The sequence below is a fragment of the Pelorhabdus rhamnosifermentans genome (assembly GCF_018835585.1).
In the GTDB taxonomy this organism is placed as follows: Bacteria; Bacillota; Negativicutes; order UMGS1260; family UMGS1260; genus Pelorhabdus; species Pelorhabdus rhamnosifermentans.
The window spans coordinates 1-23785 of sequence record NZ_JAHGVE010000001.1 but is presented as its reverse complement, the minus strand read 5'-3'; the positions used below and the strand labels follow the sequence as shown (position 1 = coordinate 23785).

27 protein-coding genes, 1 tRNA gene, 1 pseudogene and 2 other annotated features are annotated in these 23785 nt (G+C 42.4%); of the genes and pseudogenes, 4 read left to right on the top strand and 25 right to left on the bottom strand.

What is annotated here, in order from left to right; genetic code table 11:
• Positions 1-8 precede the first annotated feature (8 nt).
• Both Ga0466249_RS00145 and Ga0466249_RS00140 read left to right on the top strand, forming a co-directional pair.
• Positions 9-470, top strand: a complete 462-nt coding sequence (locus Ga0466249_RS00145; protein ID WP_215827407.1) for a hypothetical protein — start codon at positions 9-11, stop codon at positions 468-470.
• Positions 471-565: 95 nt separating this feature from the next.
• Complete coding sequence (locus Ga0466249_RS00140) at positions 566-1135, top strand: hypothetical protein (RefSeq protein ID WP_215827406.1); 570 nt, start codon at positions 566-568, stop codon at positions 1133-1135.
• 125 nt (positions 1136-1260) lie between these two features.
• On the opposite strand, the gene Ga0466249_RS00135 is transcribed toward Ga0466249_RS00140, so the two are convergent.
• The 4 genes from Ga0466249_RS00135 to Ga0466249_RS00120 form a co-directional block, all read right to left on the bottom strand.
• Positions 1261-2796: a recombinase family protein gene (locus tag Ga0466249_RS00135; protein WP_215827405.1), complete on the bottom strand. Its 1536-nt coding sequence runs from the start codon at positions 2794-2796 to the stop codon at positions 1261-1263.
• Between the two features lie 41 nt (positions 2797-2837).
• The gene (locus Ga0466249_RS00130; protein ID WP_215827404.1) at positions 2838-2999 is read right to left on the bottom strand and encodes a hypothetical protein; all 162 of its coding nucleotides are present in this window, start codon (positions 2997-2999) and stop codon (positions 2838-2840) included.
• A 411-nt stretch (positions 3000-3410) separates the two neighbouring features.
• Positions 3411-4526 (bottom strand): iron-containing alcohol dehydrogenase family protein, encoded by a 1116-nt coding sequence (locus Ga0466249_RS00125; protein ID WP_215827403.1) that lies wholly within the window; start codon positions 4524-4526, stop codon positions 3411-3413.
• 54 nt (positions 4527-4580) lie between these two features.
• The gene (locus Ga0466249_RS00120; RefSeq protein WP_215827402.1) at positions 4581-5552 is read right to left on the bottom strand and encodes a bile acid:sodium symporter family protein; all 972 of its coding nucleotides are present in this window, start codon (positions 5550-5552) and stop codon (positions 4581-4583) included.
• 81 nt (positions 5553-5633) lie between these two features.
• Positions 5634-5890 (bottom strand) — a binding site (T-box leader).
• 197 nt (positions 5891-6087) lie between these two features.
• Positions 6088-6326, top strand: a binding site (T-box leader).
• A 103-nt stretch (positions 6327-6429) separates the two neighbouring features.
• On the opposite strand from Ga0466249_RS00120, the gene Ga0466249_RS00115 reads away from it, so the two are divergent.
• Entirely contained in the window at positions 6430-7578 is a 1149-nt protein-coding gene (locus tag Ga0466249_RS00115; protein WP_215827401.1) for a YkvI family membrane protein, read from the top strand.
• 26 nt (positions 7579-7604) lie between these two features.
• Here the strand turns inward: Ga0466249_RS00115 and Ga0466249_RS00110 are convergent, their stop codons facing one another.
• The 18 genes from Ga0466249_RS00110 to Ga0466249_RS00025 form a co-directional block, all read right to left on the bottom strand.
• Positions 7605-7754, bottom strand: coding sequence for a sporulation transcriptional regulator SpoIIID (locus Ga0466249_RS00110; protein WP_215827400.1), 150 nt, complete (start codon positions 7752-7754; stop codon positions 7605-7607).
• A gap of 117 nt (positions 7755-7871) precedes the next feature.
• Positions 7872-8522 (bottom strand): M23 family metallopeptidase, encoded by a 651-nt coding sequence (locus Ga0466249_RS00105; RefSeq protein ID WP_215827399.1) that lies wholly within the window; start codon positions 8520-8522, stop codon positions 7872-7874.
• 48 nt (positions 8523-8570) lie between these two features.
• Positions 8571-9563 (bottom strand): stage II sporulation protein D, encoded by a 993-nt coding sequence (gene spoIID / locus Ga0466249_RS00100; RefSeq protein ID WP_215827398.1) that lies wholly within the window; start codon positions 9561-9563, stop codon positions 8571-8573.
• Between the two features lie 106 nt (positions 9564-9669).
• The gene (gene murA, locus Ga0466249_RS00095) at positions 9670-10935 is read right to left on the bottom strand and encodes a UDP-N-acetylglucosamine 1-carboxyvinyltransferase (protein ID WP_215827397.1); all 1266 of its coding nucleotides are present in this window, start codon (positions 10933-10935) and stop codon (positions 9670-9672) included.
• Between the two features lie 30 nt (positions 10936-10965).
• Complete coding sequence (locus Ga0466249_RS00090; RefSeq protein ID WP_215827396.1) at positions 10966-11721, bottom strand: YwmB family TATA-box binding protein; 756 nt, start codon at positions 11719-11721, stop codon at positions 10966-10968.
• A 148-nt stretch (positions 11722-11869) separates the two neighbouring features.
• The gene (locus Ga0466249_RS00085) at positions 11870-12283 is read right to left on the bottom strand and encodes a F0F1 ATP synthase subunit epsilon (protein WP_215827395.1); all 414 of its coding nucleotides are present in this window, start codon (positions 12281-12283) and stop codon (positions 11870-11872) included.
• Between the two features lie 3 nt (positions 12284-12286).
• A complete protein-coding gene (gene atpD / locus Ga0466249_RS00080) occupies positions 12287-13696 on the bottom strand; it encodes a F0F1 ATP synthase subunit beta (protein ID WP_215827394.1) in 1410 nt (469 codons plus the stop codon).
• Between the two features lie 24 nt (positions 13697-13720).
• On the bottom strand, positions 13721-14587 hold the full coding sequence (gene atpG / locus Ga0466249_RS00075) for an ATP synthase F1 subunit gamma (protein WP_215827393.1): 867 nt from the start codon (positions 14585-14587) through the stop codon (positions 13721-13723).
• A gap of 6 nt (positions 14588-14593) precedes the next feature.
• A complete protein-coding gene (gene atpA / locus Ga0466249_RS00070; RefSeq protein WP_215827392.1) occupies positions 14594-16123 on the bottom strand; it encodes a F0F1 ATP synthase subunit alpha in 1530 nt (509 codons plus the stop codon).
• The gene (locus Ga0466249_RS00065) at positions 16120-16692 is read right to left on the bottom strand and encodes a F0F1 ATP synthase subunit delta (protein ID WP_215827391.1); all 573 of its coding nucleotides are present in this window, start codon (positions 16690-16692) and stop codon (positions 16120-16122) included. The genes atpA and Ga0466249_RS00065 overlap by 4 nt, the downstream gene beginning before the upstream one ends.
• Positions 16686-17189 carry a F0F1 ATP synthase subunit B gene (gene atpF, locus Ga0466249_RS00060; RefSeq protein ID WP_215827390.1) on the bottom strand — a complete coding sequence of 168 codons (504 nt, stop codon included), beginning with the start codon at positions 17187-17189 and terminating at the stop codon, positions 16686-16688. The genes Ga0466249_RS00065 and atpF overlap by 7 nt, the downstream gene beginning before the upstream one ends.
• A 76-nt stretch (positions 17190-17265) precedes the next feature.
• Positions 17266-17517: a F0F1 ATP synthase subunit C gene (gene atpE, locus Ga0466249_RS00055; RefSeq protein ID WP_215827389.1), complete on the bottom strand. Its 252-nt coding sequence runs from the start codon at positions 17515-17517 to the stop codon at positions 17266-17268.
• A 53-nt stretch (positions 17518-17570) separates the two neighbouring features.
• Positions 17571-18239 carry a F0F1 ATP synthase subunit A gene (gene atpB / locus Ga0466249_RS00050; RefSeq protein ID WP_215827388.1) on the bottom strand — a complete coding sequence of 223 codons (669 nt, stop codon included), beginning with the start codon at positions 18237-18239 and terminating at the stop codon, positions 17571-17573.
• Positions 18240-18260: 21 nt separating this feature from the next.
• The gene (locus Ga0466249_RS00045; protein ID WP_246588349.1) at positions 18261-18650 is read right to left on the bottom strand and encodes an ATP synthase subunit I; all 390 of its coding nucleotides are present in this window, start codon (positions 18648-18650) and stop codon (positions 18261-18263) included.
• Between the two features lie 28 nt (positions 18651-18678).
• The gene (locus tag Ga0466249_RS00040; RefSeq protein ID WP_215827386.1) at positions 18679-18891 is read right to left on the bottom strand and encodes an AtpZ/AtpI family protein; all 213 of its coding nucleotides are present in this window, start codon (positions 18889-18891) and stop codon (positions 18679-18681) included.
• Between the two features lie 146 nt (positions 18892-19037).
• The gene (gene wecB / locus Ga0466249_RS00035) at positions 19038-20201 is read right to left on the bottom strand and encodes a non-hydrolyzing UDP-N-acetylglucosamine 2-epimerase (RefSeq protein ID WP_281422550.1); all 1164 of its coding nucleotides are present in this window, start codon (positions 20199-20201) and stop codon (positions 19038-19040) included.
• Between the two features lie 101 nt (positions 20202-20302).
• Positions 20303-21334, bottom strand: coding sequence for a glycosyltransferase family 4 protein (locus Ga0466249_RS00030; RefSeq protein ID WP_215827385.1), 1032 nt, complete (start codon positions 21332-21334; stop codon positions 20303-20305).
• Positions 21335-21496: 162 nt separating this feature from the next.
• Positions 21497-22156 (bottom strand): nucleoside triphosphate pyrophosphohydrolase family protein, encoded by a 660-nt coding sequence (locus tag Ga0466249_RS00025; RefSeq protein ID WP_215827384.1) that lies wholly within the window; start codon positions 22154-22156, stop codon positions 21497-21499.
• Positions 22157-22330: 174 nt separating this feature from the next.
• Here Ga0466249_RS00025 and Ga0466249_RS00020 point away from each other — a divergent pair.
• Positions 22331-22421, top strand: a tRNA-Ser gene (locus tag Ga0466249_RS00020).
• Between the two features lie 57 nt (positions 22422-22478).
• Here Ga0466249_RS00020 and Ga0466249_RS00015 read toward each other — a convergent pair.
• The 3 genes and pseudogenes from Ga0466249_RS00015 to Ga0466249_RS00005 form a co-directional block, all read right to left on the bottom strand.
• Positions 22479-22685 carry a hypothetical protein gene (locus Ga0466249_RS00015; protein WP_215827383.1) on the bottom strand — a complete coding sequence of 69 codons (207 nt, stop codon included), beginning with the start codon at positions 22683-22685 and terminating at the stop codon, positions 22479-22481.
• Positions 22686-22907: 222 nt separating this feature from the next.
• The gene (locus tag Ga0466249_RS00010) at positions 22908-23441 is read right to left on the bottom strand and encodes a 2-oxoacid:acceptor oxidoreductase family protein (RefSeq protein WP_215827382.1); all 534 of its coding nucleotides are present in this window, start codon (positions 23439-23441) and stop codon (positions 22908-22910) included.
• Positions 23438-23785 (bottom strand): annotated as a pseudogene (locus Ga0466249_RS00005) (thiamine pyrophosphate-dependent enzyme); the annotation flags it as partial. The pseudogene Ga0466249_RS00005 and the gene Ga0466249_RS00010, both read right to left, overlap by 4 nt.

Here is a 23785-nt window from a genome sequence, read left to right as displayed (position 1 = left end):
GGTAAAAAATGAGAAATAGACTATTTAGTATATTACTTGTGCTAATGATGGTCGTTGCCATGACAACAACCGTTTTTGCCTCTTCAGCTTCTAAAACCTTTACCTCAAGAGACACGATGAGTTTGTATCTTGCGCCAGGTGCAACCGGAAACTCGAACGCTATTACTTTTAATGTTTATGGTTTGCCGACAGGTGCCATTGTGACGAAAGCAAGAGTAGATGCAGACACAATTATACAACACAGCGGGATGGGGGCAATTCTGTCCATTAATGCTTCTTTAAAGAGTAACGTGACTAATGACTATGTTACTTTACCTTGGGGTCCAGGTAACATAACCAATTTCACGACCGGAATCACTGGTGGGAATGGAGCTTGGTCTTTTTACTACAGGGGTACTAATGTGAGTAGCTCATATGATTCAGCAAAATGGTACCAAGGCGTTACGCTCACCATTTACTATAATTATTAAGTTATCAACCGACTTGGTTCAGCCGGATTAAGACTATCGCTCAATATCTTCCGGCCCATTATTGAGCGATAACTGTTAAGGAGACTGAGTAAAATATGAATATTCAAGATACAAACAGTGAAGTATTGTTATATTTTCTGGGAGCAAAAGGCATGGCTAAAGGCATGGCTAGACCAAGAGCCACTAGTTTGCCTCAACCCGATTTTTCCAGATTGGATTGCTGTACAAAGACTACTCCCACAATGAGTGACGAGCAATACAAGGAAGCGATCATCGAGCTTGCGAAAAAAGACGTTGCCAGCGGAAAATGCAGCACTTCAGGGAACAACAATTTTGAATTTATGAGTTTGGAAAAAAGTTTTGTCTCTGTTGTTTCTCCTGACAGAAGAAGCATTATCGCCGCGGCCTCGCGTAAATCGGTCGAAAAAGGAGAAGTAACATTTGCAGAGTTCCGTGATAACACTGGAAATATAATCGCATCGTATTGCCCGACCAATGGTTGGACAATGAGTGGTACCCCGGCTGAAAACGCACGTACTGACAAATTTGCTGCCATATATACCGCTGCATGGAGAGCTGCATATAATGATCTAGGTAATAAAGCGCGCGCGAGCAACGCGGAAAAACCTGAAACCATCGGAAACTCCATTGATACTTCTGCTTAGAAGGGGACTATGTGTCACTAGAAGGCATCTGAGAAAAAAGAAAGTTCAACGGATTTTAACGTCCGTTGACATCCATGTAACAAGTAACCCTATCGTCTTATTATTAAAGGACAATAGGGTTACTTTTATATAGCTGCAGCATGTTTAATCTCCAGATCGGAAAATAGTTTTAGAAAAACTTGAATTTCTCCTTCTACTGTCACGACAATTTTATCAATAACTTTTCTTAGCATAGCATTATCAATAATATCAGCGGATAGTACAGCTTGAATACTACTGCAATACTTTTTGACCCTCTCATCAATGCGACCTAATATTGAGGTATTCCCTTGCAAAACCGTAAGCTCATTTTCATATTTAGCAATGGCACCATTTAATTCAGCCGTTCTTTCCTTTAATTCTTCAATAGTAATAGCATCCACCTCAAACATTTGTGTCTGTTTGGCTTTGGCCCTTTTGAGCCTTGTTAGTTCACTGACAATATACGACTCTGATAACTCATGATTACTTGGTTTATATTTCTTTTTAAATTCAGCAATGGTTTGTTTTAACAGCTTGTCCTTTGATGATACCAAGCCACCCAGATAATTTTTTATCTCATCAAGCAGTTCCTGTTCATCGACGACCGTATGATTATTGCAAAAATCCTTGCCATTCGCATTGCGACCTGAGCAACACCACCGAGTATATTCTTTAATATACTTCCTATGCATTCTCCGAAAACTATAGCCACAATCGCCGCACTTTATCATAGTACTAAAACAGTACTTATTCGACTGACGATTTTTCGTCAGTCGAAAGTTTTTTGTTCGCTTAGCTAGTAACACCTGTGCCTTATCAAAAATTTCCTGTTCAATAATGGCAAGCTCTGGCTTGTCCACGATAAACTGCTTATCCTCATCATTCTTAACCCTTTCACCTGTCAAAAAGTCCTTGACTGACTCCTTACCGTTAATCACTTTACCTATATAAAGTGGATTGGTTAAGATTGTGGAAATAGCTTGCTGTGACCAGTGGCACTTGCGCTTTGTTACTAAGCCTTCCTTATTTAATAGCTGAGCAATTTTATTTGCCCCATGCCGCTTATACACGTAAAAGTCGAATATCCCCTTGACTACCTTTGCTTCTGCCTCATTAATAGTCAGGCTAAAATATTCCCCGATTGTTTTATCATAACCATAAACAAGATTAGGCACGCGCCCCTTTTCAGCATTACGTTTTTTCCCAAACTTAACCCTTTTAGACAGGTTAGCGGATTCTTCTTGCGCCACCGCCGCCAGTATGGTTAATGTCAATTCACCGTCATTACTAGACATATTAGCTGTCACAAAACGGCAGTTAATATTTAACGCTTTTAATGTGCGAATACTTTGGAGAAAGTCCACGACATTACGAGCAAGCCTAGAAACATCCTTAACATAAACGCATTCAAACTTACCGCGCTCCGCATCAGCCATCATACGCCTAAATTCCGTTCTATTTTTCAGCTTGGTACCGCTAATGCCTTCGTCAGCATACAGTTCTACCAGTTCAAAATTATTCTTAGCGGCGTACCCTTCAAAAAACTCTTTTTGTGCCTGTAGGCTAAGCAACTGGTCTTCTTTCTCCGTAGACACCCGGCAGTATGCAGCAACTTTTTTCTTTTCAGCATTTCCAATCATCGTACGACTCCCCCCTTCCGTTAAAATTAAAATCCAGTTTCTTACGCTGAATGCTTTACATCATACTCATTATATTTAGCAGAAGCTACATCAGTAAGCTCATTGGAAATCTTATTGAGCACCGCTTCTGCCAAGATTTTCGGCAAATACTTGTCCACCTCATCGTTTGAATTGGGATTAATAAATGTAATTTTCAGACTCATTTTATATTCCTCCCCCAAATGAACTGCACATAATCTTCAATACATCATACGTTTCAATTCCAGAAATATGACTGCAAATAAATTAAAATCCCCTGCACCTCTGAATTACTAACACTCAACTTGATAATCTTCTTAAGACCTGATCTTATTATTCGTTTGATTAACATTCAAAAGGCACTAGCCAAAATCATGGCCAGTGCCCTATATTCGAAGCTTACTCAACGCCCAGTGCCTTAAACACAGCATCTTCCTCACTCTGATAAAAGATAATGTTAAAATGTCCAATTAATTCCTAAGGGACAGTACACAAATCAACTGCAGATGTAATCGGGATCTGAACTTTCTTGGCACCGCTATCAAGCATACCTGCAATGTGTTAAATTAAACGATCTGCACATCACTCAAGAAATCTTATGGCTCAGAACATTCTCCTACTTTGAAGCTACTTGCCAGATTGTCGACCCGTTGTATAGCCTTGATCACCATGTCTTCAGTCACTGTAAACGGCATATTCTTTATGTCAGGAGTCAATATAGTCGCGGCAGCCACTACCTTAAGATCCTCCTTCGTTAATGCAACGATCTGACTTATTGTCGTAGGAATAGCACAACGTTCAGCAATTTTTATTGCTTCCATAATTTCATCATCCGAGCGGTCTTCCAATGCCAATAAACACAAGTTACCGTAACCAACAATCAAACCGTGTCCGACTTTGTGCGCTGCTGGTATTTTCGTTAAACCATTGTGCAGACCATGCGCAGCTGCAGAGCGAATTTTTTCTCCGCCAAAAATCGAAGCCAGTCCTGCATATAAGATAATTGCATCAACTGTCGAATCCAATGCTTCATTGAATTCTCGCTTGTCCAATGCCTGCCGGGCTTCACCGCCAAATCTCTCGACCAAATCGTAACACAATTTGCCGTTTGCAAGCGCTGCCAATGTTAGACTCGTTTGTTGAGTACACTCTATGCTAACACGATACTCATACCATTTTGCGAGCGTGTCGCCCATACCAGCCGCCAACCAGCGAATAGGCGAATCAAGAATTACAGCCGTATCAATGACCGTCCCAACCGGACATTGTTCAAAACAGACCATCTCAACAAATTCACCTTGATCGCTATATACAACAGATAACGGAGTAATAGCCGCACAGGTTGCAGCAATCGTAGGAATCGTTATAACTGGTAAATGGCACTCCATAGATACCATTTTACCTGTATCAAGAACCTTACCGCCACCAACGGCGATGATCACATTAGCTTGGCTTTTCACCACTTCTTCAATTAAGGTATTGATATTGCGCCGCGAACACTCTCCACCATACCATTGGGCAGCTGCAGCCTTAATTCCTGCCTTTTCAAGCTGGGTGTGTATCTTCTGCTCAGTCTTCGCTAAAGCAGTTTTTCCACCCAAAATAAATGCAGCTGTACCTAATGTTTTACAAAAATCCCCTAAATTATCTAATGCATTAAACCCACGAAATACTTTAACAGGAAAATTTACACATTCAATTAAATTATTCACAAAATTTCACTCTCCTATACCTAGTTTGTATTATGCAATAAACATAAATCCTATTTAAGATTCCAATTTAGCCAATTCAGCAGTTGTGTCGTCAATGACTTCACTTTTGGCTCCCCAATAGCCCGCCAGCATACTGCCGCTAATATTTTGCCAGATACTACACAGTGCCGCAGGAAGTGCCGCCATAGGATCAAGATGCGCCATCGCTAAAGCAACGGCCAAGCCAGAATTTTCCATTCCGATTTCAAAGGTAATTGCCCGAGATTTTTTCTCACTCATTCCAACCCCACGGGCTGCACCGTAACCGAGTATTAACCCTAAACTATTATGGAAGAACACAGCTAACATAACAACCATGCCCATAGCGGCTAGCTTTCCGGCATTTACGGCTACAACAGCCGCTACAACCGAAATTATGAGAACAACTGAAAAAGCCGGAATAATCTTATTCAATCTCTCTACTGTCCGACCGGCAATCATTCGAATCGTCACTCCGATAGCGACTGGTAACAAGACGATTTTTACAATTTCAATAAACAATGCCATTACATCGATTGGAATAAGCGTTCCAGCTAATAATAAAAATATATACGGAGTCAACACAGGTGCCAGGATGGTATTAACGCTTGACACGGTTACGGACAAAGCCGTATCCCCTTTAGCGATAAAAGACATAACATTAGAAGCCGTACCACTTGGACAGGCACCCAATAAAACCACACCAGCTGCTAATGCGGGCGGTAAACCTAGCAACTTAGCTACACTATAGCCGATCAGAGGCATTATACAGTAACGAAATGCTACACCATAAAAAACTTCTTTGGGATATTTAAATACTAGTTCAAAGTCACGAAGTGACATCGTAAGCCCCATTCCCAGCATAATAAAGCCAAGAAGATAAGAAATATGAGAAGCAATTGGCTTAAATGATTCAGGTTGTAAAAAAGCCATTAATGAAAAAATTATAATCCATAAGGTGAATTTTTCACACACGAAGGTTGCCATTTTTTCTAATAAATTCATCATTATTCCTCCATTATTTGCATTTGAAATGCTTTTCTTAGATTTCTGGAAATAAAAAATCTCTCACCTCCTTGATTAAATAAATCAAGGGGCAAGAGATGAATCTCGCGGTACCACCCTTTTTCGCAGCGTCAATAAAAATGACTACTACATCTCATCAGGTCTAACAACCCTAGCAATATAACGGTTGCACTCACTAGGAGCAGACACCGGCGCAGCCTACTTAAATTTTTCAGCTTCGCAGTTCAGGAATGACGATTGTATCGTTCTGTTACCGATTCGCACCAACCATCGGCTCTCTGAAACATACTACATACAACTATTTCCTTCATCACTTTTCATGTTACAATATTCTATTGTTCTTACCAAATTGTTTGTAACTCTGTAAACTTTTTTTAGTATACAACAGGAAAATATATTTGTCAAACCTATTTTTCTATTAAAAAACACCTTGACAAAAATCTCAATACCTGTGACAATGTTAACAATGTTACACTTAATCCTGCAGGTGTGTAATAGTTCGTATAAAGTTAATCTATTAAAAATGATGATTGGGAAAAAGCAAAGACTATTTTGCCTCAGAGAGCCGGTGCTTGCTGAAAGCCGGTGCAGATAATTTTTGTGAACTCACCCAGGAATTCTTTTGCTGAAAAAGTAATATAAAAGACTTAATTAGGCAAAAGCGAGTATCCGCGTTAAGGTATTGGCCAATATAGTTAGCTTTGGTCGAGTTATGAGCCAAATTAGGGTGGTACCGCGATAATTATCGCCCCTATTGACATTTTATGTGTCAATAGGGGCTTTTCTATTTCGCTCAGTCATCTACCTGTCTTCGCTCTGCACAAAAGTCCAATAACAAATAATTAGGAGGAACATAGATATGGGATTTCAAAAAACTGGATCTGTAGGAACATCATTTGCTATGGCTGCGGTCTGGTTTGCAACGCATTGCGGCGGAGGATTCGCCACTGGCAACCAGGAAGTTAATTTTTTTGTAAAGTATGGCTGGTATGCAGTCTTTCTACCAATCATTGCCATGATACTTTTGGGATGGGCACATAGAAATGCCCTCGTTTTAGCGAAGGATTATAAGACTTATGATTATAAAAGTTATGGTGATGCTCTTTTTCATCCGTATGAAAAATATTTTTCTATTGTATTTGAATTTGGGTTTATCGTGTTAATTGCCTGTGGAGTGAGTACTTCAATCGCAGGCTCAGGCTCCTTGTTAAAGAGTTCTTTAGGAATTCCTTATGGAATCGGTATTGTAATCGTAGGACTAATTTTATTACTTTTGACTATATTCGGGAGCGATTTAATTATTAAAGTTTTAAATTACAAGACTTACTTCCTAATCATTACTTTATTCATACTCTGTGCACTAGGTCTGCAAGTAGGTGCTTTTCATTTCCAGCAAGTCATGGTTACAAATGAAACCTTTGGCCAAAGCTTTTGGGATGCAGTTTGGTTCATGCTGATCTACGTTGGTTTCCAGTCCTTTACGGTGCTACCCATCATTTCCGTCTCACATAACATTAAAACGACTAAAGAGTGCAATCTTTTTATGCTCTTTGGCATGCTCCTAAACGGTATCTTTTTGGTAGTAATTTGTATTATGCTGTTAGGCTTTACACCAGAAGTTCTCGACCAGACGCTCCCGGTATATTTCGTCTGCTCGCAACTTAGCCTGCCGTGGTTAAAAATTTTGTACACTATTATCCTATTTGTTGCATTGCTTGGAACCGCAGTGTCCCTCGTGTTTTCTACAGTTGCCCGATTCGAACCGGTTTGGGTTGGAAAAGGTATTTTTGAAAACTTGAGGGTCCGTAGACTCACTATTTCTTTTATCACTTTGCTAATATGCACAGGTATTTCTGTATTTGGATTAACTAATATCGTTGTCAAAGGATACGGGTCCGTTGGTTATATAGGATTATTATTTGTGTTGCTTCCTGAAATTATTGTTGGGACGATAAAAATCAGAAAGAATGCTAAACTACGAAAAGACCAAGGAATCGAAGAAGCGTAGCGAATACCTAGAAACCATTGAATTTACTATATTCTTCCACCGTTCACTTTTGGTAACTCTTTATGAACAGTACTCTTACTTACGCCAAATACGACCGCTGTCTGCCTGACGGTATGCTTGCTTTCCAAAATGTGACTACAAACGTCTAAGACACGTTTTCGAATATAGTCTTTCATCTCTTTAACTCCCCTCATGACCACTTTGCTATCATATATATGCAAACAAACAAAAAAAATACGTAACTTGTCAGAGCATTATCTGACGTAAATTATGCATTTTTTGAGAAGTCGTATTTAAAATAGTTTTTGGGGATCCTCATAATCTTCCCCGACTTTTAAACCCAGATGTAAATGGTCATAAGGTTCATCCGTGCATTGACCGGTATAGCCGATGACCTCTCCCTGTGCTACTTTAGCCCCCACCTTGAGAGGTGTTCGGACCAGACTGCCATAAATAAACTGTCTGGGACCTGACTCAATGGTAACTGTAAGTCCTGTATGTTTCTCTTCACAACTGGATGTCACAATGCCACTCATTACAGCTGTCACAGCCTCACTTGGCATCGCATCAAAATCGATACCTGTATGAAACCGCCAGTCACCAAAAACAGGATGAATCTCCCATCCATATGCTAGTCGTAATTTTCCCGCTAGGGGAAGACGAGGTTTTTCATGAAGCCATGGCTTGTCCTCAACGACCGCGACGATAGCACGAGAAGGCTCTGGGTCTGAATTTTGGAGAATGCTTGTTGCTGCTTGTGTACTTGCTGTGTCAGGCTGATCAGACAATGACTCGCTAATTGTATCAGTTGAAGGAATTACAGGCTGCTGCGACGTTTTTGCAATAAAAGCCGGAAGAACTGCTCCCCCTAATAAAAACAATGCAAGCAAAAAGCAGATACTAATAGCGAGAATTTTACGAAAAAGGACAGATTGAGACGGCATAAAATCACCTCACTACTAGTGTTCCCAGGAATGCCACCATATAAACAGTTAAGATCCATAGATATTTTTAAGGGCAACACCTGTATAATAATAAGTAAGAATTTTTTTAAAATCCATGCCCTCTTTGGCCATACCATTGGAACCATACTGTGACAGACCCACACCATGACCATAACCGATAGTATGGAATATGAAACTGTCTCCCTGAACTTCAATAGTAAAATTCGTTGACCGAAGTGCTAACTTATCACGCAGCTCTTGACCATTAAAGGTCTTGGTCCCCAATCTCACCTGATCGACACGTCCCGACTCAGTCAGACTCAGCACCTGAACTGGTGCTCCTCCACCGCCCTGAACAGCAGCGACAACGCCAGCATCACTGCCTAACCGCTGCTCCAGTTCGGCAATGCTGTATTTCTTTTCATCACGATAACGTGGTGATTGTCGATCCCACTGACAGGAAACGCTCACTAAATAGGGATAATCAAATCCCCAGACTTCTTTGGCACTCGCTGTACGTTCTCCACTTGTAGAATGAAATACGGCATGAATCGGTTCGCCTTGATAAGTAACAATGATCCCCCGTGTTTCATCGACGGCACGACTGATTTTACTGGCATACTGACTATAATTTGCTCCCCACTTTTGTTTTAACTGCTCGCTACTTTGCCAGGCCTGCCCCTCCCGCGTATCTGTGCTGACGTCAGAACCGACATGACTGGCGAGTCCTGCGCCACCAAACCGAACCATATTTTTCACGGCATAAGTGCGGGCCGCAACAGCCTGAGCTTTGAGAGCCTCCGGCTCGAAGTCTGCTGGCATTTCAGCTGCCACAACGCCTTTAATATAGTCCTCTAACTCCAACTCAGTATTACGGCCTTGCTCGGCAATATAAACGTTAATTAAGACTGTTTCAGGCTTGCCAAACTGACTTTTCAGAGAATGTGACGGTGTAAACAGCGTAGTACTGCGAACAACCAAGGCAGGTATGATAATGACTAAGACTAAAATTGCCAGTATGGCGCCAATTAGGGATCTCACAAGATTCTCTCTCCCTTCTGATCCCTAAATATTATGCAAAAAGTATAAAAAAAACAACCTCCCTTGTGAAGGTTGTTTTTCTTTAATCATTACTTTACTGTAAAGCTTACCGCTCGACGCGACAAATATTAGCGCCAAGGCCACGTAACTTATTAACAATATCATCATAACCGCGATCAATATGATGAATATAACCAATTTCTGTTGTTCCCTCAGCAACTAAAGCCGCAAGGACAAGTGCCGCACCTGCGCGAAGATCTGTTGCTTTAACCTGGCAGCCAGTAAGCCCTGTCACACCTTCTACGATTGCACTGCGTCCCTCAATCTTAATATTAGCTCCCATGCGCTTCAATTCATCAACATGCATAAACCGATTCTCAAAAACCGTTTCCGTAATAACACTTGTGCCTTTAGCCACTGTCATAAGTGCCATAAGCTGCGCCTGCATGTCCGTAGGAAAACCAGGATAAGGCAGCGTTTTAATATCAACAGAACGGAATTCCCTGTTGCTGGCACGAACCCAGACGCCGCTGGTATCTTCTTCAAGCTTAATGCCTGCTTCTTTTAACTTGGCAATAACCGGTTTTAAATGCTCAATAAGGACGTTCTCAACACGCACTTCACCGCCCGTCATGGCTGCTGCAACCATATAGGTACCTGCTTCGATACGATCAGGAATGACTTGGTGGACAGCTCCCGTAAGTTCGTTGACGCCATTAATACGAATTACATTCGTACCGGCACCACGAATCTTAGCTCCCATGGCATTTAAGTAATTGGCTAAATCAACAATTTCCGGTTCTTCAGCAGGATTTTCAATAATTGTCTGCCCCTTCGCAAGACTAGCAGCCATCATCAAATTTTCTGTAGCACCGACGCTGGGGAAATCGAAATAAAACCGTGCGCCGATAAGTCCACCTTCCGGTGCACGGGCTTCAATAAAACCATGGCCTAATTCCACTTGAGCCCCAAGAGCTTCAAAGCCTTTTAAATGTAAATCAATGGGGCGAGTGCCAATAGCACAACCACCAGGCAATGAAATTTTAGCCCGGCCAAAACGGGCGAGCAACGGTCCCATGACCAAAAAAGAGGCCCGCATCTTACGAACAAGCTCATAAGGAGCTTCTAAAGTACGAATATGAGTGCTGTCAATAGTAAGGGTTGCTTTTTCACTGGCGTCCACTTTCACGCCGAGTGCAGCAAGTACTGCACTGATTGTACGCACATCTTCCAGATCTGGTATTTCTTCCAGTCTACTGGGAGTCGTGCCAAGCAGCGAGGCAGTAATAATCGGCAACACAGCGTTCTTAGCGCCACTAATTTTTACAATTCCTGATAACTTATTGCCGCCTTTGATAACTAATTTCTCCACAAAAGTTCCTCCTACACCAACTCGTTACGACTAATACCCCCGTGTAATCACCGGTGTCCCAATGGTTACATAGGTTCGCTCTTCAGACGGATGATACCGCACAGCCATATGGACATTTACCTTTTGCTCATTCACTGTAAAGAATTCCGTCAGATTTGGCGTATATCCGGTAAAACTAGCGATATCATCAACAAACATCGGTTCCTGTACTACAGCTTGTATGCTGTGAAAGGCAAGAAATAAACGATGTTCCAAGTTATTCTTGTTTAGTTTACCATCAAGCCGGCCTACGAGGCAAGTATTTATCCGAGGTCTTGGCCCAATTTCTGCTAAAATTTTGCCGATTTTTCTTTCCCACTCCTCACCAGAGGCATTTTGGCCCTGTATCTCAGCATTTATGGCAGTATAAGACACAGCAGGTTGAATCCCTTTGGCATAAATCATTTGACTCATAACAACAATCACAAGATTCGGATCACGAAGTTCCCCACGAACCTTACAAAAATAAGAGTTTTGTTTTTTTTCAATCTGTACATCGTTCCCGTTATAACCAAGTTTATCGAAACTTTCTCGCACATTCTCTTCCAGTGCAGCTTCATCCATCCTTAAGTGCTCTTGCTTTACCCACCCCTGAATATCTACGAAAGCAACTTCAGCCCCTGTAGTTGACAAAGCTTTGCTTAATACAGGCAAAGCACATTTTTGCTGTCCCCCATAAGTAACTATGATGCATATATAGACTGCAATCAAGCCAAAGCTCAACCACTTCCAAGCCACTTTTTTCACCTAGTGTCTCCTCACGATAAACCTCAATTTTATTATTTGCCGCTATAAAATCATTGTTGCCACTTTTTTCAGTGAATATGCAGCCTGTCGTGAGGACAAAAAAAACAAGCTGAACGTTACGTTCAGCTTGCACAAAAGGTATTCATTTTTATTTGTGTGATTGAAAGCCAGCTACTTTGAGACGCATCATGGCCCTCGACAAGGCGGCCTCAGCCCGCGTAACGTCCACATCGCCGCCATGCTTAGCCAAGCGCTCTTCTGCCCGCCGTTTGGCTTGCTCGGCACGGGGCACATCAATTTCTTCCGGCAGTTCAGCACAGCCTGCTAAAATAACTACTTTGTCGGGCTGTACTTCAATAAAGCCGCCGCAAAGTGAAATTTGTTTCTCGCCATCATCATTGAATAGTCGCAGCGGCCAAATGCCAAGGGCTGCAATCAGTGGCACATGACCAGGCAGGACGCCGAGATCGCCGTCAGTTGCTCTGGCAATAACCATTGTAACATCTTCTGAATAAGCCAACTTATCAGGAGTCACAATGTCCAAGCGAACCGTTTTGGCCACTTTCTATTCCCCCTTCAGAGTGCGAGCCTTTTCAATCGCTTCATCAATCGAACCTACCAAGTTAAATGCTGCTTCAGGCAAATCATCATGCTTTCCACTTAAAATTTCATCGAAACCACGAATGGTTTCTTTTAAGGAGACATATTTACCAGGTGATCCAGTAAAGACTTCAGCCACAAAGAAAGGCTGGCTTAGGAACCGCTGAACTTTTCGGGCTCTTCCAACAGTAATTTTATCATCTTCCGACAATTCTTCCATACCCAGTATGGCAATAATGTCCTGCAGTTCTTTATAACGCTGCAAAATCTTCTGCACGCCCCGCGCTACGCGATAATGTTCATCACCAAGCACATTGGGGTCCATGATTCTTGATGTTGAATCAAGAGGATCCACGGCTGGATAAATACCAAGCTCAGCAATTTGACGAGAAAGTACTGTCGTCGCATCAAGATGAGCAAATGTCGCAGCAGGAGCCGGGTCAGTCAAGTCATCGGCAGGCACATAAACGGCCTGAACAGACGTAATGGAACCTTTCTTGGTGGATGTAATCCGTTCTTGCAAAGCGCCCACATCATTCGCCAATGTTGGTTGATAACCAACAGCAGATGGCATACGACCCAAAAGGGCCGATACTTCTGAACCTGCTTGAATAAAGCGGAAGATATTATCAATAAAGAGCAGGACGTCCTGACCTGCCACATCACGGAAATACTCTGCCATGGTAAGACCAGTCAGACCGACACGCATTCTGGCTCCCGGCGGCTCATTCATTTGCCCGTACACAAGAGCTGTTTTATCAATAACACCGGATTCTTTCATTTCAGACCATAAGTCATTGCCTTCACGCGTACGCTCACCTACGCCGGCAAAAACGGAAAACCCGCCATGCTCGGTGGCAATATTATGAATGAGCTCCATAATCAAAACGGTTTTACCAACACCGGCACCACCAAACAAACCGATTTTACCGCCGCGAGAATAAGGCGCAATAAGGTCAACAACCTTGATGCCTGTTTCTAAAATTTGTGTAGATGTTTCCTGCTCTTCGAATGACGGAGCAGGTCGATGAATTGGCCAATAATCATCCGCTTGAACAGCCTCTGAATTATTGTCAACGGCTTCACCTAATACATTAAATACCCGACCCAGCGTGCCTTTGCCAACAGGGATTTTAATAGGAGCACCCGTATCAATGGCCTCCATGCCGCGTGTCATACCGTCTGTAGACGACATGGCTACGGCACGAATGGTATTGTCACCTAAGTGCTGCATCACTTCTGCTATAACGCTGAGCTGAACATCTCCTGCTTGGCCTTGAATTTTAATGGCGTTATAAATGGCAGGGAGCTGTTCGGGGGAAAATTCAATGTCCACAACAGGACCGATAACTTGCTTTACTTTACCGATATTCACAGGGTTCCCCCCTCCTTTGAATAACTATTTAATCGCTTCTGCCCCGCCGACAATCTCCGAGATTTCACGCGTAATTGTGGCTTGACGGATTTGGTTATATTTGAGTTCTAACTTGGAAATCAGTTCTTGGGCATTATCTGTAGCCGACCCCATGGCTGTCATACGAGCACCTAGTTCACTTGCAGCTGATTGAAGGAGGGCACCATAAATGGTAGATTCCAAATACTTCGGCAGCAATTCACCAAGTACTTCGGCTGCATTGGGTTCGAATATATATTCAGACTGACTGGCAGATTCAGCTATACCCTGTTCTGCCTGCGTCATATCTTCCATGGGTAACAATTTTACAACCGTCGGCACATGATGAATGGGCGAAATAAACTGCGTATAGGCCATGTAAATCTCGTCATACTTACCAGCACAAAAACCATCTGCCATAAAACGTGCAATGTCCATGGCATCTTGATAGCCCGGTTTTTCTGAAAATCCCGCAAACGCTTGATCAATATCATAACTGCGCCGCTGAAAATAATCACGCATTTTGCGTCCTACTGTCACTAAGCTAACAGCCTCATGCCTTTTGATTAATGGAACAACTTCGCGAATCAAATTCGATGAATAAGCACCTGCCAGTCCCTTATCGGCGCTCATTAAAAGGTAGCAAACATTTTTAGCTTCCCTTTTTTCAAGCAGCGGATGGGATACATCGCTTACATGTTGCGCTACGCTTGTCAGCACTTCCCGTATTTTCGTCGTATAAGGACGGGAGGATTGTGCCTTTTCCTGTGCTTTACGCAAACGGGCAGCAGCCACCATTTTCATGGCTTTTGTTATCTGCTGAATATTTTTTACGCTTTTAATGCGGCGACGTATGTCCTGTGTACTAGGCATTTCTTATCACCTCGCCGCATTCTGTTCAAAACTTAAGAATGTATCTTTAAACTCTTTAATGGCTTTTTTCAGCGCTGTTGCTATGTCATTATCAATGGTTTTCTTTTCTTTAATGGACTTGCCGATCTCAGCATAACTCGTCCGCATAAACTTCAAATAATCTTGTTCAAGCTTCGTAATATTTTCCACAGGCACATCATCAAGAAATCCATTGACAGCCATATAAATGACAATGACTTGTTCCTCGACAGGCAGTGGTGCATATTGCGTCTGCTTCAAAATCTCTGTCATGCGGTCACCACGGTCAATAAGGGCTTTTGTCGATTTATCCAGATCTGATCCAAACTGCGCAAAAGCAGCCATTTCACGATACTGGGCTAAATCAAGGCGAAGTGTTCCTGCCACTTGCTTCATGGCTTTTACCTGAGCGCTACCGCCAACACGCGATACAGACAAACCAACATTAATAGCCGGACGAATACCAGAATAAAACAGTTCGCTTTCCAGGAAGATCTGACCATCTGTAATCGAAATAACATTCGTTGGAATGTAAGCCGATACATCGCCTGCAAGTGTTTCAATAATAGGTAGAGCCGTAATGGAACCGCCGCCAAGTTCGGCTGACAATTTTGCCGCACGTTCGAGTAAACGGCTGTGTAAGTAAAATACATCACCAGGATAAGCTTCACGACCAGGTGGACGACGCAGTAAAAGTGACATAGCCCGATAGGCTGTGGCTTGTTTAGATAAATCATCATAAACGCACAGACAATGGCCGCCTTTATACATAAAATATTCTGCCATAGCTACACCCGCATAAGGCGCAATATATTGCAGTGGCGCACTATCCGATGCCGAAGCTACAACAACAATCGTATACTCCATTGCGTCATGGGCTTCTAAAGTATGTACAACACGCGCAACTGTTGAAGCCTTTTGGCCAATGGCCACATAAACGCAAATGACGTCCTGACCTTTTTGATTAATAATAGTGTCAATAGCAATGGCTGTCTTTCCTGTACCACGGTCACCAATAATCAGTTCACGCTGCCCCCGACCAATCGGAACAAGGGCATCTACTGCCTTTAATCCTGTTTGCAAAGGTTCTTTTACGCTCTGACGATCTGCAATACCCGGTGCCTTAAATTCAACAGGGCGAAACTCTGTCGTGTTAATCGGTCCCTTACCATCAATAGGCTGACCTAATGGATTGACAACGCGGCCAACAAGAGCTTCGCCGGCAGGAACCTGCATAATTTTCCCAGTACGCCGGACCATATCGCCTTCTTTAATGGCTGTTTCACCACTTAATAGCACGCCGCCCACATTGTCTTCTTCCAAATTGAGTACCATACCGAAAACACCGCCAGGAAATTCTAGCAGTTCACCAGCCATAGCTTTGGCTAAACCGTGAATTCGGGCAATACCGTCGCCGACTTCAATCACTGTACCAATGTCATCGACATTGAGGTCGACTTCATAATTTTCTATTTGCTGCTTGATGATAGCCGTAATTTCTTCAGGCCTCATTTTCATACTCCGTTTGTCACCCCAATCTTCGTCACTTGAGAACTCTGCAATTTAAACTTCATCATATCAAGTTGACGTTTTACACTACCGTCAATAAGTTTATCACCGAGGCGTACAATAACGCCCCCAATAATGGACGGATCTGTGTGCTTTTTAAGTTGAATATTTTTTCCAATTACTTTTGTGAGCTTTTGAATAAGCGCCGTTTCTGCCTGTTCACTAAGGGGCAAGACTGTCGTTACTTCAGCTATGGCAATATTACGCTCTTCATTAGCCAGTGCCACAAATTGCTCAATAATTTGCGGCAACAAATTTTCCCGCCGCTTATCTACTATAAGCAACAAAAAGTTTAATACATCTACAGTTACTTCCTGGGCAAACACATTTTTTATTAAATCTTTCTTAGCTGCCATAGGTACACGCGGATGATATAAGAAAGTGCTAAGCTCGCTATGACCACTAATGGTTTGATCCACAATACTCAGCTGCGCTTCCACGGCAATTAATTGTTGTTTTTCTTTTGCCAATTCATACACGGCTTGCGCATATTTTTGCGCCAATTGTTCCATTAACATGGCAAACTACCTGGCTTTGTTTCATCAAGCTTGTTAATAAAGCCTTCGACAAGTTTTGCATTGGCTGCAGATGTCATATTCTCACCAATAACCTTAGAAGCTGCCGCAAGAGATAACGAAACGACTTCAGAGCGCATGTCAGCAATAGCCTGATCACGCTCCCGCGTAATTTCCTCTTGTGCTTTTGACAGCATTCGAGCACATTCCAAACGAGTTTGCTCTATTTCTTCATCCCGCTTGGCAGCGGCAAATTTCTCTGCCTTGTCAATAATGGCCTGCGCCTGCGTACGAGCGTTAGCTAATTGACGTTCATGTTCAGCTTTTAACTCTTCAGCTAAAGCTTTTTCTTTATCTGCGGCTGCAATACTATTTTCAATGCGCTGCTGGCGCTCAGCCAACACTTTGACAAGCGGTTTATACGCCACTTTGGTCAATATAGCCACAAGAATCAAGAAGTTTATAATCTGCGCAACAAGCGTCGCATCAATTTCAACCACTGAGGACCCTCCTCTTTTGGCGGGTAAAACAGACGACAGACATGTTCAATCCGCCGCCCTATACCGCTGCTTTTTATTACTTAATAAACGGATTAGCAAATACTAAAACAATAGCAATAACAGCTGCAATGATAGGAATTGACTCGATCAAACCAACCGAAATAAGCATATTCACAAGAATCGTTCCTTTTGCCTCCGGTTGTCTTGCCATTCCCTCTACTGCTTTTCCTGTTACTACACCGTCACCGATACCGGCACCGATTGCAGCAAGACCAATTGCCAAGCCAGCACCAATCGCCGATGCAGCTACCATAATTGCGTGTTCCATAGTTAACTTCCTCCTTTTTAACCTTTCAATACTCATGGTTATATTATCAATTTTTAGTGGCCTTCATCATTTAGTCCGCTAGACAAGTAGGACATGGAAAGCATTGTAAAAATAAAAGCCTGAATAACACCGACAAATACGCTAAACGCCAACCATGCTGTTGGAATAACATACGGCACAAGCATGCCCAGCACAATAATCAAAATTTCACCGGCCATTATATTACCAAACAAACGAAAAGAAAGCGTAATTGGCTTAGATAATTCTTCAATAATATTAATTGGTAGAAAAAGTACCATTGGCTTAATAAAGTGACCTAAGTAAGCACTTAATCCTTTATTCATAATAGCCACAAGTTGGACCATAATGATGACCATGAGAGCCAATCCGAGTGTAGTATTTAAATCACTCGTTGGTGACGATAACCCTGGAACAAGACCCAGCCAGTTTCCAACAAGTAGAAATAAAAACAACGTAATAATCATTGGAGCAAACGAGACGCCCTTGGGCCCCATCGTCTCTTTGATTTGATTTAAAAGCGCTTCAACAGCCATTTCCAATACATTTTGCCAGCCAGATGGTACAAGCTTTAAACGCCTCGTAGCCAGGAGCGCAATAAGGATCACAATCGCCATGGTCAGCCAAGTCATATACATCGTATCCATGTGAATAGTAAACCCAGCGAAATGTGCCAAATGATGTGCCCCAATTTCATGTCCCATTAAAAATTCACCCCTTTCTCATTAAATTTTATGTAAAAGCCGCTGTTTTAAAATAAACAAGCAGGCCGTTAACATCATAAAAATGTGAAATGAAAACAGTCCTAAAACAGCCGCCGCAAAATGAAACACAGGAATTTTCAGCGACAAAACCAACATAAGTAAAATAAAAAACAAACGGAGAAGCCACCCAATACGCATGGATGACACAGCCTTTGGAACAGGAAGCACAACACTGCGCTGCGCACGCAAAACAAGCAGGAAAAAATAAAACAGACTTGTAACCATACCTAAAATAAGGCCGGGAAGCTCGTCTTCCTGGCCTGCAAGCCACATACCGGCAATCAGTACAGCAGACCAAACTGCAAGACCCATACAATAGGCTTGGACCTTTTTCTGCTGCCAAAAAACCATCACATCACAAATTCCTTTCCAGTTTCAATCATCTATCCTGATTAGCCAGAACGATTTTTAAGATACCATAAAACCCAGCAACAATACCAAGCAGAATACCTGCAATAATTCCCCAAGGTGAACTATTAAGCCAATTATCTAATAAATGCCCTAAAAACATGCCAACAGCAATGGAAGAAACAAGTGTCACTCCGAGTGTAGATACACGGCTAATCGCATTCAAAAGATGATGATTATCCATGGCGTCATCCCTTTTTCTGGCAGAACTATTATACCCCTAACAGAAAAAATCTATCACTAAACACTCAATAAAGCAATGCTATATACTAATTCTTTGCACAATTAAAAAAATCCTTCTAAAAATTTAGAAGGATTCATGAAACTTATTTACTTTATTGAACAAACAAACGGTTCAGGTGCTTCAGCAATCAACCCATGTCGATACAAAATATTTCGCACTATGCGCCGCGAAGCCTGACCATCACCATAAGGATTGCAAGCACCTGCCATTTGATCATACTGACTCTGATCTTCCAGCAAAAGCTTGGTTTCTGAAAAAACGCGCTGTTTTTCTGTACCAATTAACTTTACTGTTCCAGCATCGATGGCTTCAGGACGCTCCGTCGTATCACGAAGGACAAGAACGGGCTTACCTAATGCAGGTGCTTCTTCTTGAATACCACCAGAATCAGTCAAAACAAGATAAGAACGGGCAATCAGATTAGCAAAAGGTTCATAATCCAAGGGATCAATCAAATGAATGCGCGCCAAATGACCCAATTCGGCCTCAACGACTTCACGAACTTTCGGGTTTTTATGTACAGGGAAAACAACTTCCACATCAGGGAAAGCCGCCACAATATCCTTCAGCGCCTGATAGACATGACGCATAGGTTCGCCGAGGTTTTCTCTGCGATGCGTTGTAATCAAAATGACTCTCCGCCGTTCATAGTTAATCGCTGCCAACATAGAATCGGCAAAAACATAGTCTTTTTTGACTGTCGCCTTTAGGGCATCAATAACGGTATTCCCTGTAATAAACAACCGGTCCTTGCTGACATTCTCCAAAAGCAGATTCTGTCGCGCCTGGCTTGTCGGTGCAAAATGAAAATCAGCTAAAGCCCCGGTGAGTTTACGATTCATTTCTTCAGGAAAAGGCGAATATTTATTGCCTGTACGAAGCCCGGCTTCCACATGACCTACAGCAATATGATGATAATAGGCAGCAAGAGCGCCAGCAAAGGTTGTTGTTGTATCGCCATGAACAAGTACGAGATCAGGCTTTTCCTGTTTTAGCACTTTGTCCAGACCGTGCATAGCCCTTGTCGTAATATCAAACAGGGTTTGTCCCGCCGACATAATATCCAAATCATAGTCAGGTTTAATGGAAAACAGCCCTAAAACTTGATCAAGCATCTCACGATGTTGCGCTGTAACAGTCACACTAGGTTGAATCAATTCAGGGTACTTCGTCAATTCTAATACTACTGGCGCCATTTTGATGGCCTCAGGCCGGGTGCCAAAAACGGTCATAATTTTGAGACGTGCCAAGCATACCACTCTCCCGTTGAAGTAATATGGACGGACTTGCGCCCGTCCATATTATTCCATTTGTAATTATTATTATCCATTATCCTTTTATGCGCTATTACTCAAGAATGCGTTTGTGCCGACCCTGTCTGTTTAAGCACACCAATTTTACGTGCACCAAAAAAGGCCACAGCAAGCAAAGCAAGAATGATCAAAGCGGCTAATCCTTTGTTTACTTCAGTAAGAGCAATGGCACTCAATCCCAGGCAACCGCTAATCACATACATAAGAAGAACTGCCTGCTTCTGGGAAAGTCCCATTTCAAGCAAACGATGATGTAAATGACCTTTATCCGGTTTAAAAATGGGTTGACCATTGCTGTAACGACGAATAATAGCAAAGGCTGTATCCATAATAGGAAGGCCCAGTGCCACAATAGGCACAATAAGAGCAATCGTGGCAGCCGATTTTACCGCACCAAGCACGGAAATTGCCGCTAACATATAGCCAAGGAACATGCTACCCGTATCTCCCATGAATATTTTCGCAGGATTAAAGTTATGCTGCAAAAATCCAAAAGCACTTCCAGCAAGCGCTGCCGTAAGCACAGCAACAATAAGGGAATTTTCCTGAAGCGCAACAAGCAAAATCGTTACTGCAGCAATGGTAGAAACACCTGCAGCCAAACCATCCAGACCATCGATAAGATTGACTGTATTCGTCAAGGCAACAACCCAAAACAGGGTAATTGGAATAGATAAATATTCGACATAAACCATATCCCCAAAAGGATTTGTCAGCCATTCAATACGAATATCAAATAAAATCAATACAGCTGCGGCGGCAATCTGACCAAGCAACTTTACTTTTGCTGAAAGCTGTACCATATCATCAATAATACCGACAATTAATATTACTGTCCCCCCTGTAAGTAGACCAATAAGTTCTTGACTTAAATGCATACTTGAAAGCACGGCAATAACAAAACCAACGTAAATTGCCAACCCCCCCATTCGAGGAATAGGAGTTTTATGAACTTTACGCGCATCAGGCGCATCTAAGGCTCCGAGTCGAATGGCCAGATTTTTTACGTATGGCGTTAAGAAATACGTAATAACTAGCGCCAGAATAAAAGCTACAACATAGGATTGCATATCCATGCACCTCGTTTTTCTAATGCACCTAATCTGAATAAACTATTAATTTATCCAGGCAGGTACCAACGTTCCTATTGTACCAAAAACGAAGAAACCTTGTCAATCAAAGTCTACGTCGCAAAACCCCTTCTCTCGACTATTCTTGGACTGCCATTCCAATTACGAGCCAAAATAGCCCTTTCTTTCTAATTTCTGTACATGTTCAGCTACAACCTCAGCGATATTCACATGATACTGTTCAGCTAAAATATACATCATTGTAAAACAACATTGCGCCACATCAAGCAATTCTGCTGCACAGCCAGCAAGTACAGCAGATTCTTCTAAAAAGTGACTCTCACCCGAAGCACCGGATTTTTTACCAACATACTGCGTCAGTTCACCAAGTTCTTCTTGAATTTTGCAGACGGTTGTTAAAAGTGTAACATTTTCAAGATAAAGACGCGGTAAATGGAGCGACTTAAAACACCCCACCGTTGTGATCTGATAAACAGGCCGTTCGTCAAACTGATAGCCCTTTACTGTAAGCTTAGCAAGATGACTGCGAATAAGTTGATCGGCATCCACATGATATTCATCTTCCATAACAAAAATCATGGTAACACAAGTCTGCGCAACATCAAGCAATTCTTGCGACACAGCTAAAAGCAGCGACTTCCCTTGAGCAGACAAGGCCTTCTTGTCAAAATTTGACTCATCATAAGGAAGGAACTGCAAAACGGCACGAGCCAATTCACCAGCTTCTTCTACAGCTTTGAGCAAAGTAGAATCAAAAGTAGGTGTTAAATAATTGAGTTTAGGTAAGTAAATTGGGTTCATAGGAGCTCCCTCATGACAATTGGTTTATTTTCTTCAATATTTTATCACAAATCAGACCATTTTTATCTATTCCTTACGAATTTTCTATTAATAACTTTCAAAGAATTTTTCTTATCTCTTTGCTTTCATCCTTGACAGTCCTATTCGTCCATGCTATACTAAATAAGCGTGACTGGAGTGGTACTCAAGTGGCTGAAGAGGACGGTTTGCTAAATCGTTAGAGGTCGTGAGGCCTGCCAGGGTTCAAATCCCTGCCACTCCGCCATTATAAGAAAACAAAAGCCTAGTTCCTTATTCATAAGGAGTTAGGCTTTTTTGTTGTCTATGACAAGCAGTAAAAAATTTGTACCACATCGCCCGCTACAAGACAATCAAATCCGAAATTAATATTTTCGCCTTCAATGACGCAGGTTGATTTATCTTGGAGACGTCCATTCACGAAAATCTGAAATAAGTTCTCCGTAGGATATTCGGCTTTTAATAGACTAGCACTCGCTTTCATCCGGCAAACTTGCTCCACAATTTTCATACTTGCACCCCCTTTATCGCATTTTATAACATTGATTTTATCATCAGTAGAATTTCATTTTTCCTCTGCATGCTATTATTCTGGCTTTCTACATGAAATCCTGCCCAATTTACTGATTACTTATGAAGGAATCAGATTAATCATCATAGGCTTTCAAAAAAGAGCAGGAGAATCTCTATAACGATTCTCCTGCTCTTTGTTCTCGCTGCAACCGCAAAATGATTACGCGTTAACCAGTGACATCCCGAGTTCAAAAGCCTGTTCATTCTTAGCTTCTGTTCCTTTTGGTACCCGAGCCAGTACGGCCTTCACGGCCGACTCTTTGCTTACCGCTTTTGTCAGGGCTACAATGGCCCCAATGGCAATGATATTGGCAAACAAGGCTCTGCCTAAAACTTCTTTGGCCTTTTCTGTAATGGGCAGCTGATAGACATTCGTGAATTTATTCGGAATGTCTTTAACGAAGGTTGTATCAATGACAAGCATGGCCTCGTCTGGCAGGTCATGGGCATATTTATCTAATGCTTCTTGCGTCATGGCGAGAAGCAGGTCCGGTTTGACTACTTTCGGATAATGAATGGCTTCATCTGAAATAAGCACTTCTGATTTACTTGAGCCGCCTCTTGCTTCGGGTCCGTAGGACTGGGACTGAACGGCGTTTTTCTTATCTAGTATGGCGGCTTCAGCTAGGATGATACCTGCCAGGATGAGTCCCTGACCGCCGGAACCGGATAATCTCATTTCTAATCGTTTCATTTTGCTCCCCCCTGGGCCTGTTCGATCAGTTTGTCGTATTCTTTGGTATATTCAGGAGCCTTACTTTCATAAAGCACGCCAATGGCAAACTTGTCGGCCTGTTCTTCGGCTGCGAGTTTTTCATAGGCTGCTTTGGCTACGGCGTGATCTTTCTGCCATTTCATCATATTTGCTCCTGAACCGCTTTTGTTTTGACGACCGAACCCGATGGGGCAAGCGGTGATGGCTTCGACAAGGGCGAATCCGTCATGGGCGATGGCCTCAGCAATGACGTCACTGAGCTGCTGGGCGTGATAGGTTGTCCCACGGGCAACGAAAGTGGCTCCGGCGGCTTTGGCGAGTTC

Excerpts from the sequence above, each read along its gene's own strand:
- atpG (WP_215827393.1), bottom strand. The coding sequence starts at position 14,587 with ATGCCTAGTACACAGGACATACGTCGCCGCATTAAAAGCGTAAAAAAT.
- atpE (WP_215827389.1), bottom strand. The coding sequence starts at position 17,517 with ATGGAACACGCAATTATGGTAGCTGCATCGGCGATTGGTGCTGGCTTG.
- Ga0466249_RS00135 (WP_215827405.1), bottom strand. The coding sequence starts at position 2,796 with ATGATTGGAAATGCTGAAAAGAAAAAAGTTGCTGCATACTGCCGGGTG.
- atpA (WP_215827392.1), bottom strand. The coding sequence starts at position 16,123 with ATGAAAATGAGGCCTGAAGAAATTACGGCTATCATCAAGCAGCAAATA.
- Ga0466249_RS00140 (WP_215827406.1), top strand. The coding sequence starts at position 566 with ATGAATATTCAAGATACAAACAGTGAAGTATTGTTATATTTTCTGGGA.
- atpB (WP_215827388.1), bottom strand. The coding sequence starts at position 18,239 with ATGGGACATGAAATTGGGGCACATCATTTGGCACATTTCGCTGGGTTT.
- Ga0466249_RS00110 (WP_215827400.1), bottom strand. The coding sequence starts at position 7,754 with ATGAAAGACTATATTCGAAAACGTGTCTTAGACGTTTGTAGTCACATT.
- Ga0466249_RS00040 (WP_215827386.1), bottom strand. The coding sequence starts at position 18,891 with ATGGATAATCATCATCTTTTGAATGCGATTAGCCGTGTATCTACACTC.
- Ga0466249_RS00015 (WP_215827383.1), bottom strand. The coding sequence starts at position 22,685 with ATGAAAATTGTGGAGCAAGTTTGCCGGATGAAAGCGAGTGCTAGTCTA.
- Ga0466249_RS00145 (WP_215827407.1), top strand. The coding sequence starts at position 9 with ATGAGAAATAGACTATTTAGTATATTACTTGTGCTAATGATGGTCGTT.
- Ga0466249_RS00105 (WP_215827399.1), bottom strand. The coding sequence starts at position 8,522 with ATGCCGTCTCAATCTGTCCTTTTTCGTAAAATTCTCGCTATTAGTATC.
- Ga0466249_RS00120 (WP_215827402.1), bottom strand. The coding sequence starts at position 5,552 with ATGATGAATTTATTAGAAAAAATGGCAACCTTCGTGTGTGAAAAATTC.
- Ga0466249_RS00010 (WP_215827382.1), bottom strand. The coding sequence starts at position 23,441 with ATGAAACGATTAGAAATGAGATTATCCGGTTCCGGCGGTCAGGGACTC.
- Ga0466249_RS00065 (WP_215827391.1), bottom strand. The coding sequence starts at position 16,692 with ATGTTAATGGAACAATTGGCGCAAAAATATGCGCAAGCCGTGTATGAA.
- Ga0466249_RS00030 (WP_215827385.1), bottom strand. The coding sequence starts at position 21,334 with ATGCAATCCTATGTTGTAGCTTTTATTCTGGCGCTAGTTATTACGTAT.
- Ga0466249_RS00045 (WP_246588349.1), bottom strand. The coding sequence starts at position 18,650 with ATGGTTTTTTGGCAGCAGAAAAAGGTCCAAGCCTATTGTATGGGTCTT.
- Ga0466249_RS00025 (WP_215827384.1), bottom strand. The coding sequence starts at position 22,156 with ATGAACCCAATTTACTTACCTAAACTCAATTATTTAACACCTACTTTT.
- Ga0466249_RS00115 (WP_215827401.1), top strand. The coding sequence starts at position 6,430 with ATGGGATTTCAAAAAACTGGATCTGTAGGAACATCATTTGCTATGGCT.
- Ga0466249_RS00130 (WP_215827404.1), bottom strand. The coding sequence starts at position 2,999 with ATGAGTCTGAAAATTACATTTATTAATCCCAATTCAAACGATGAGGTG.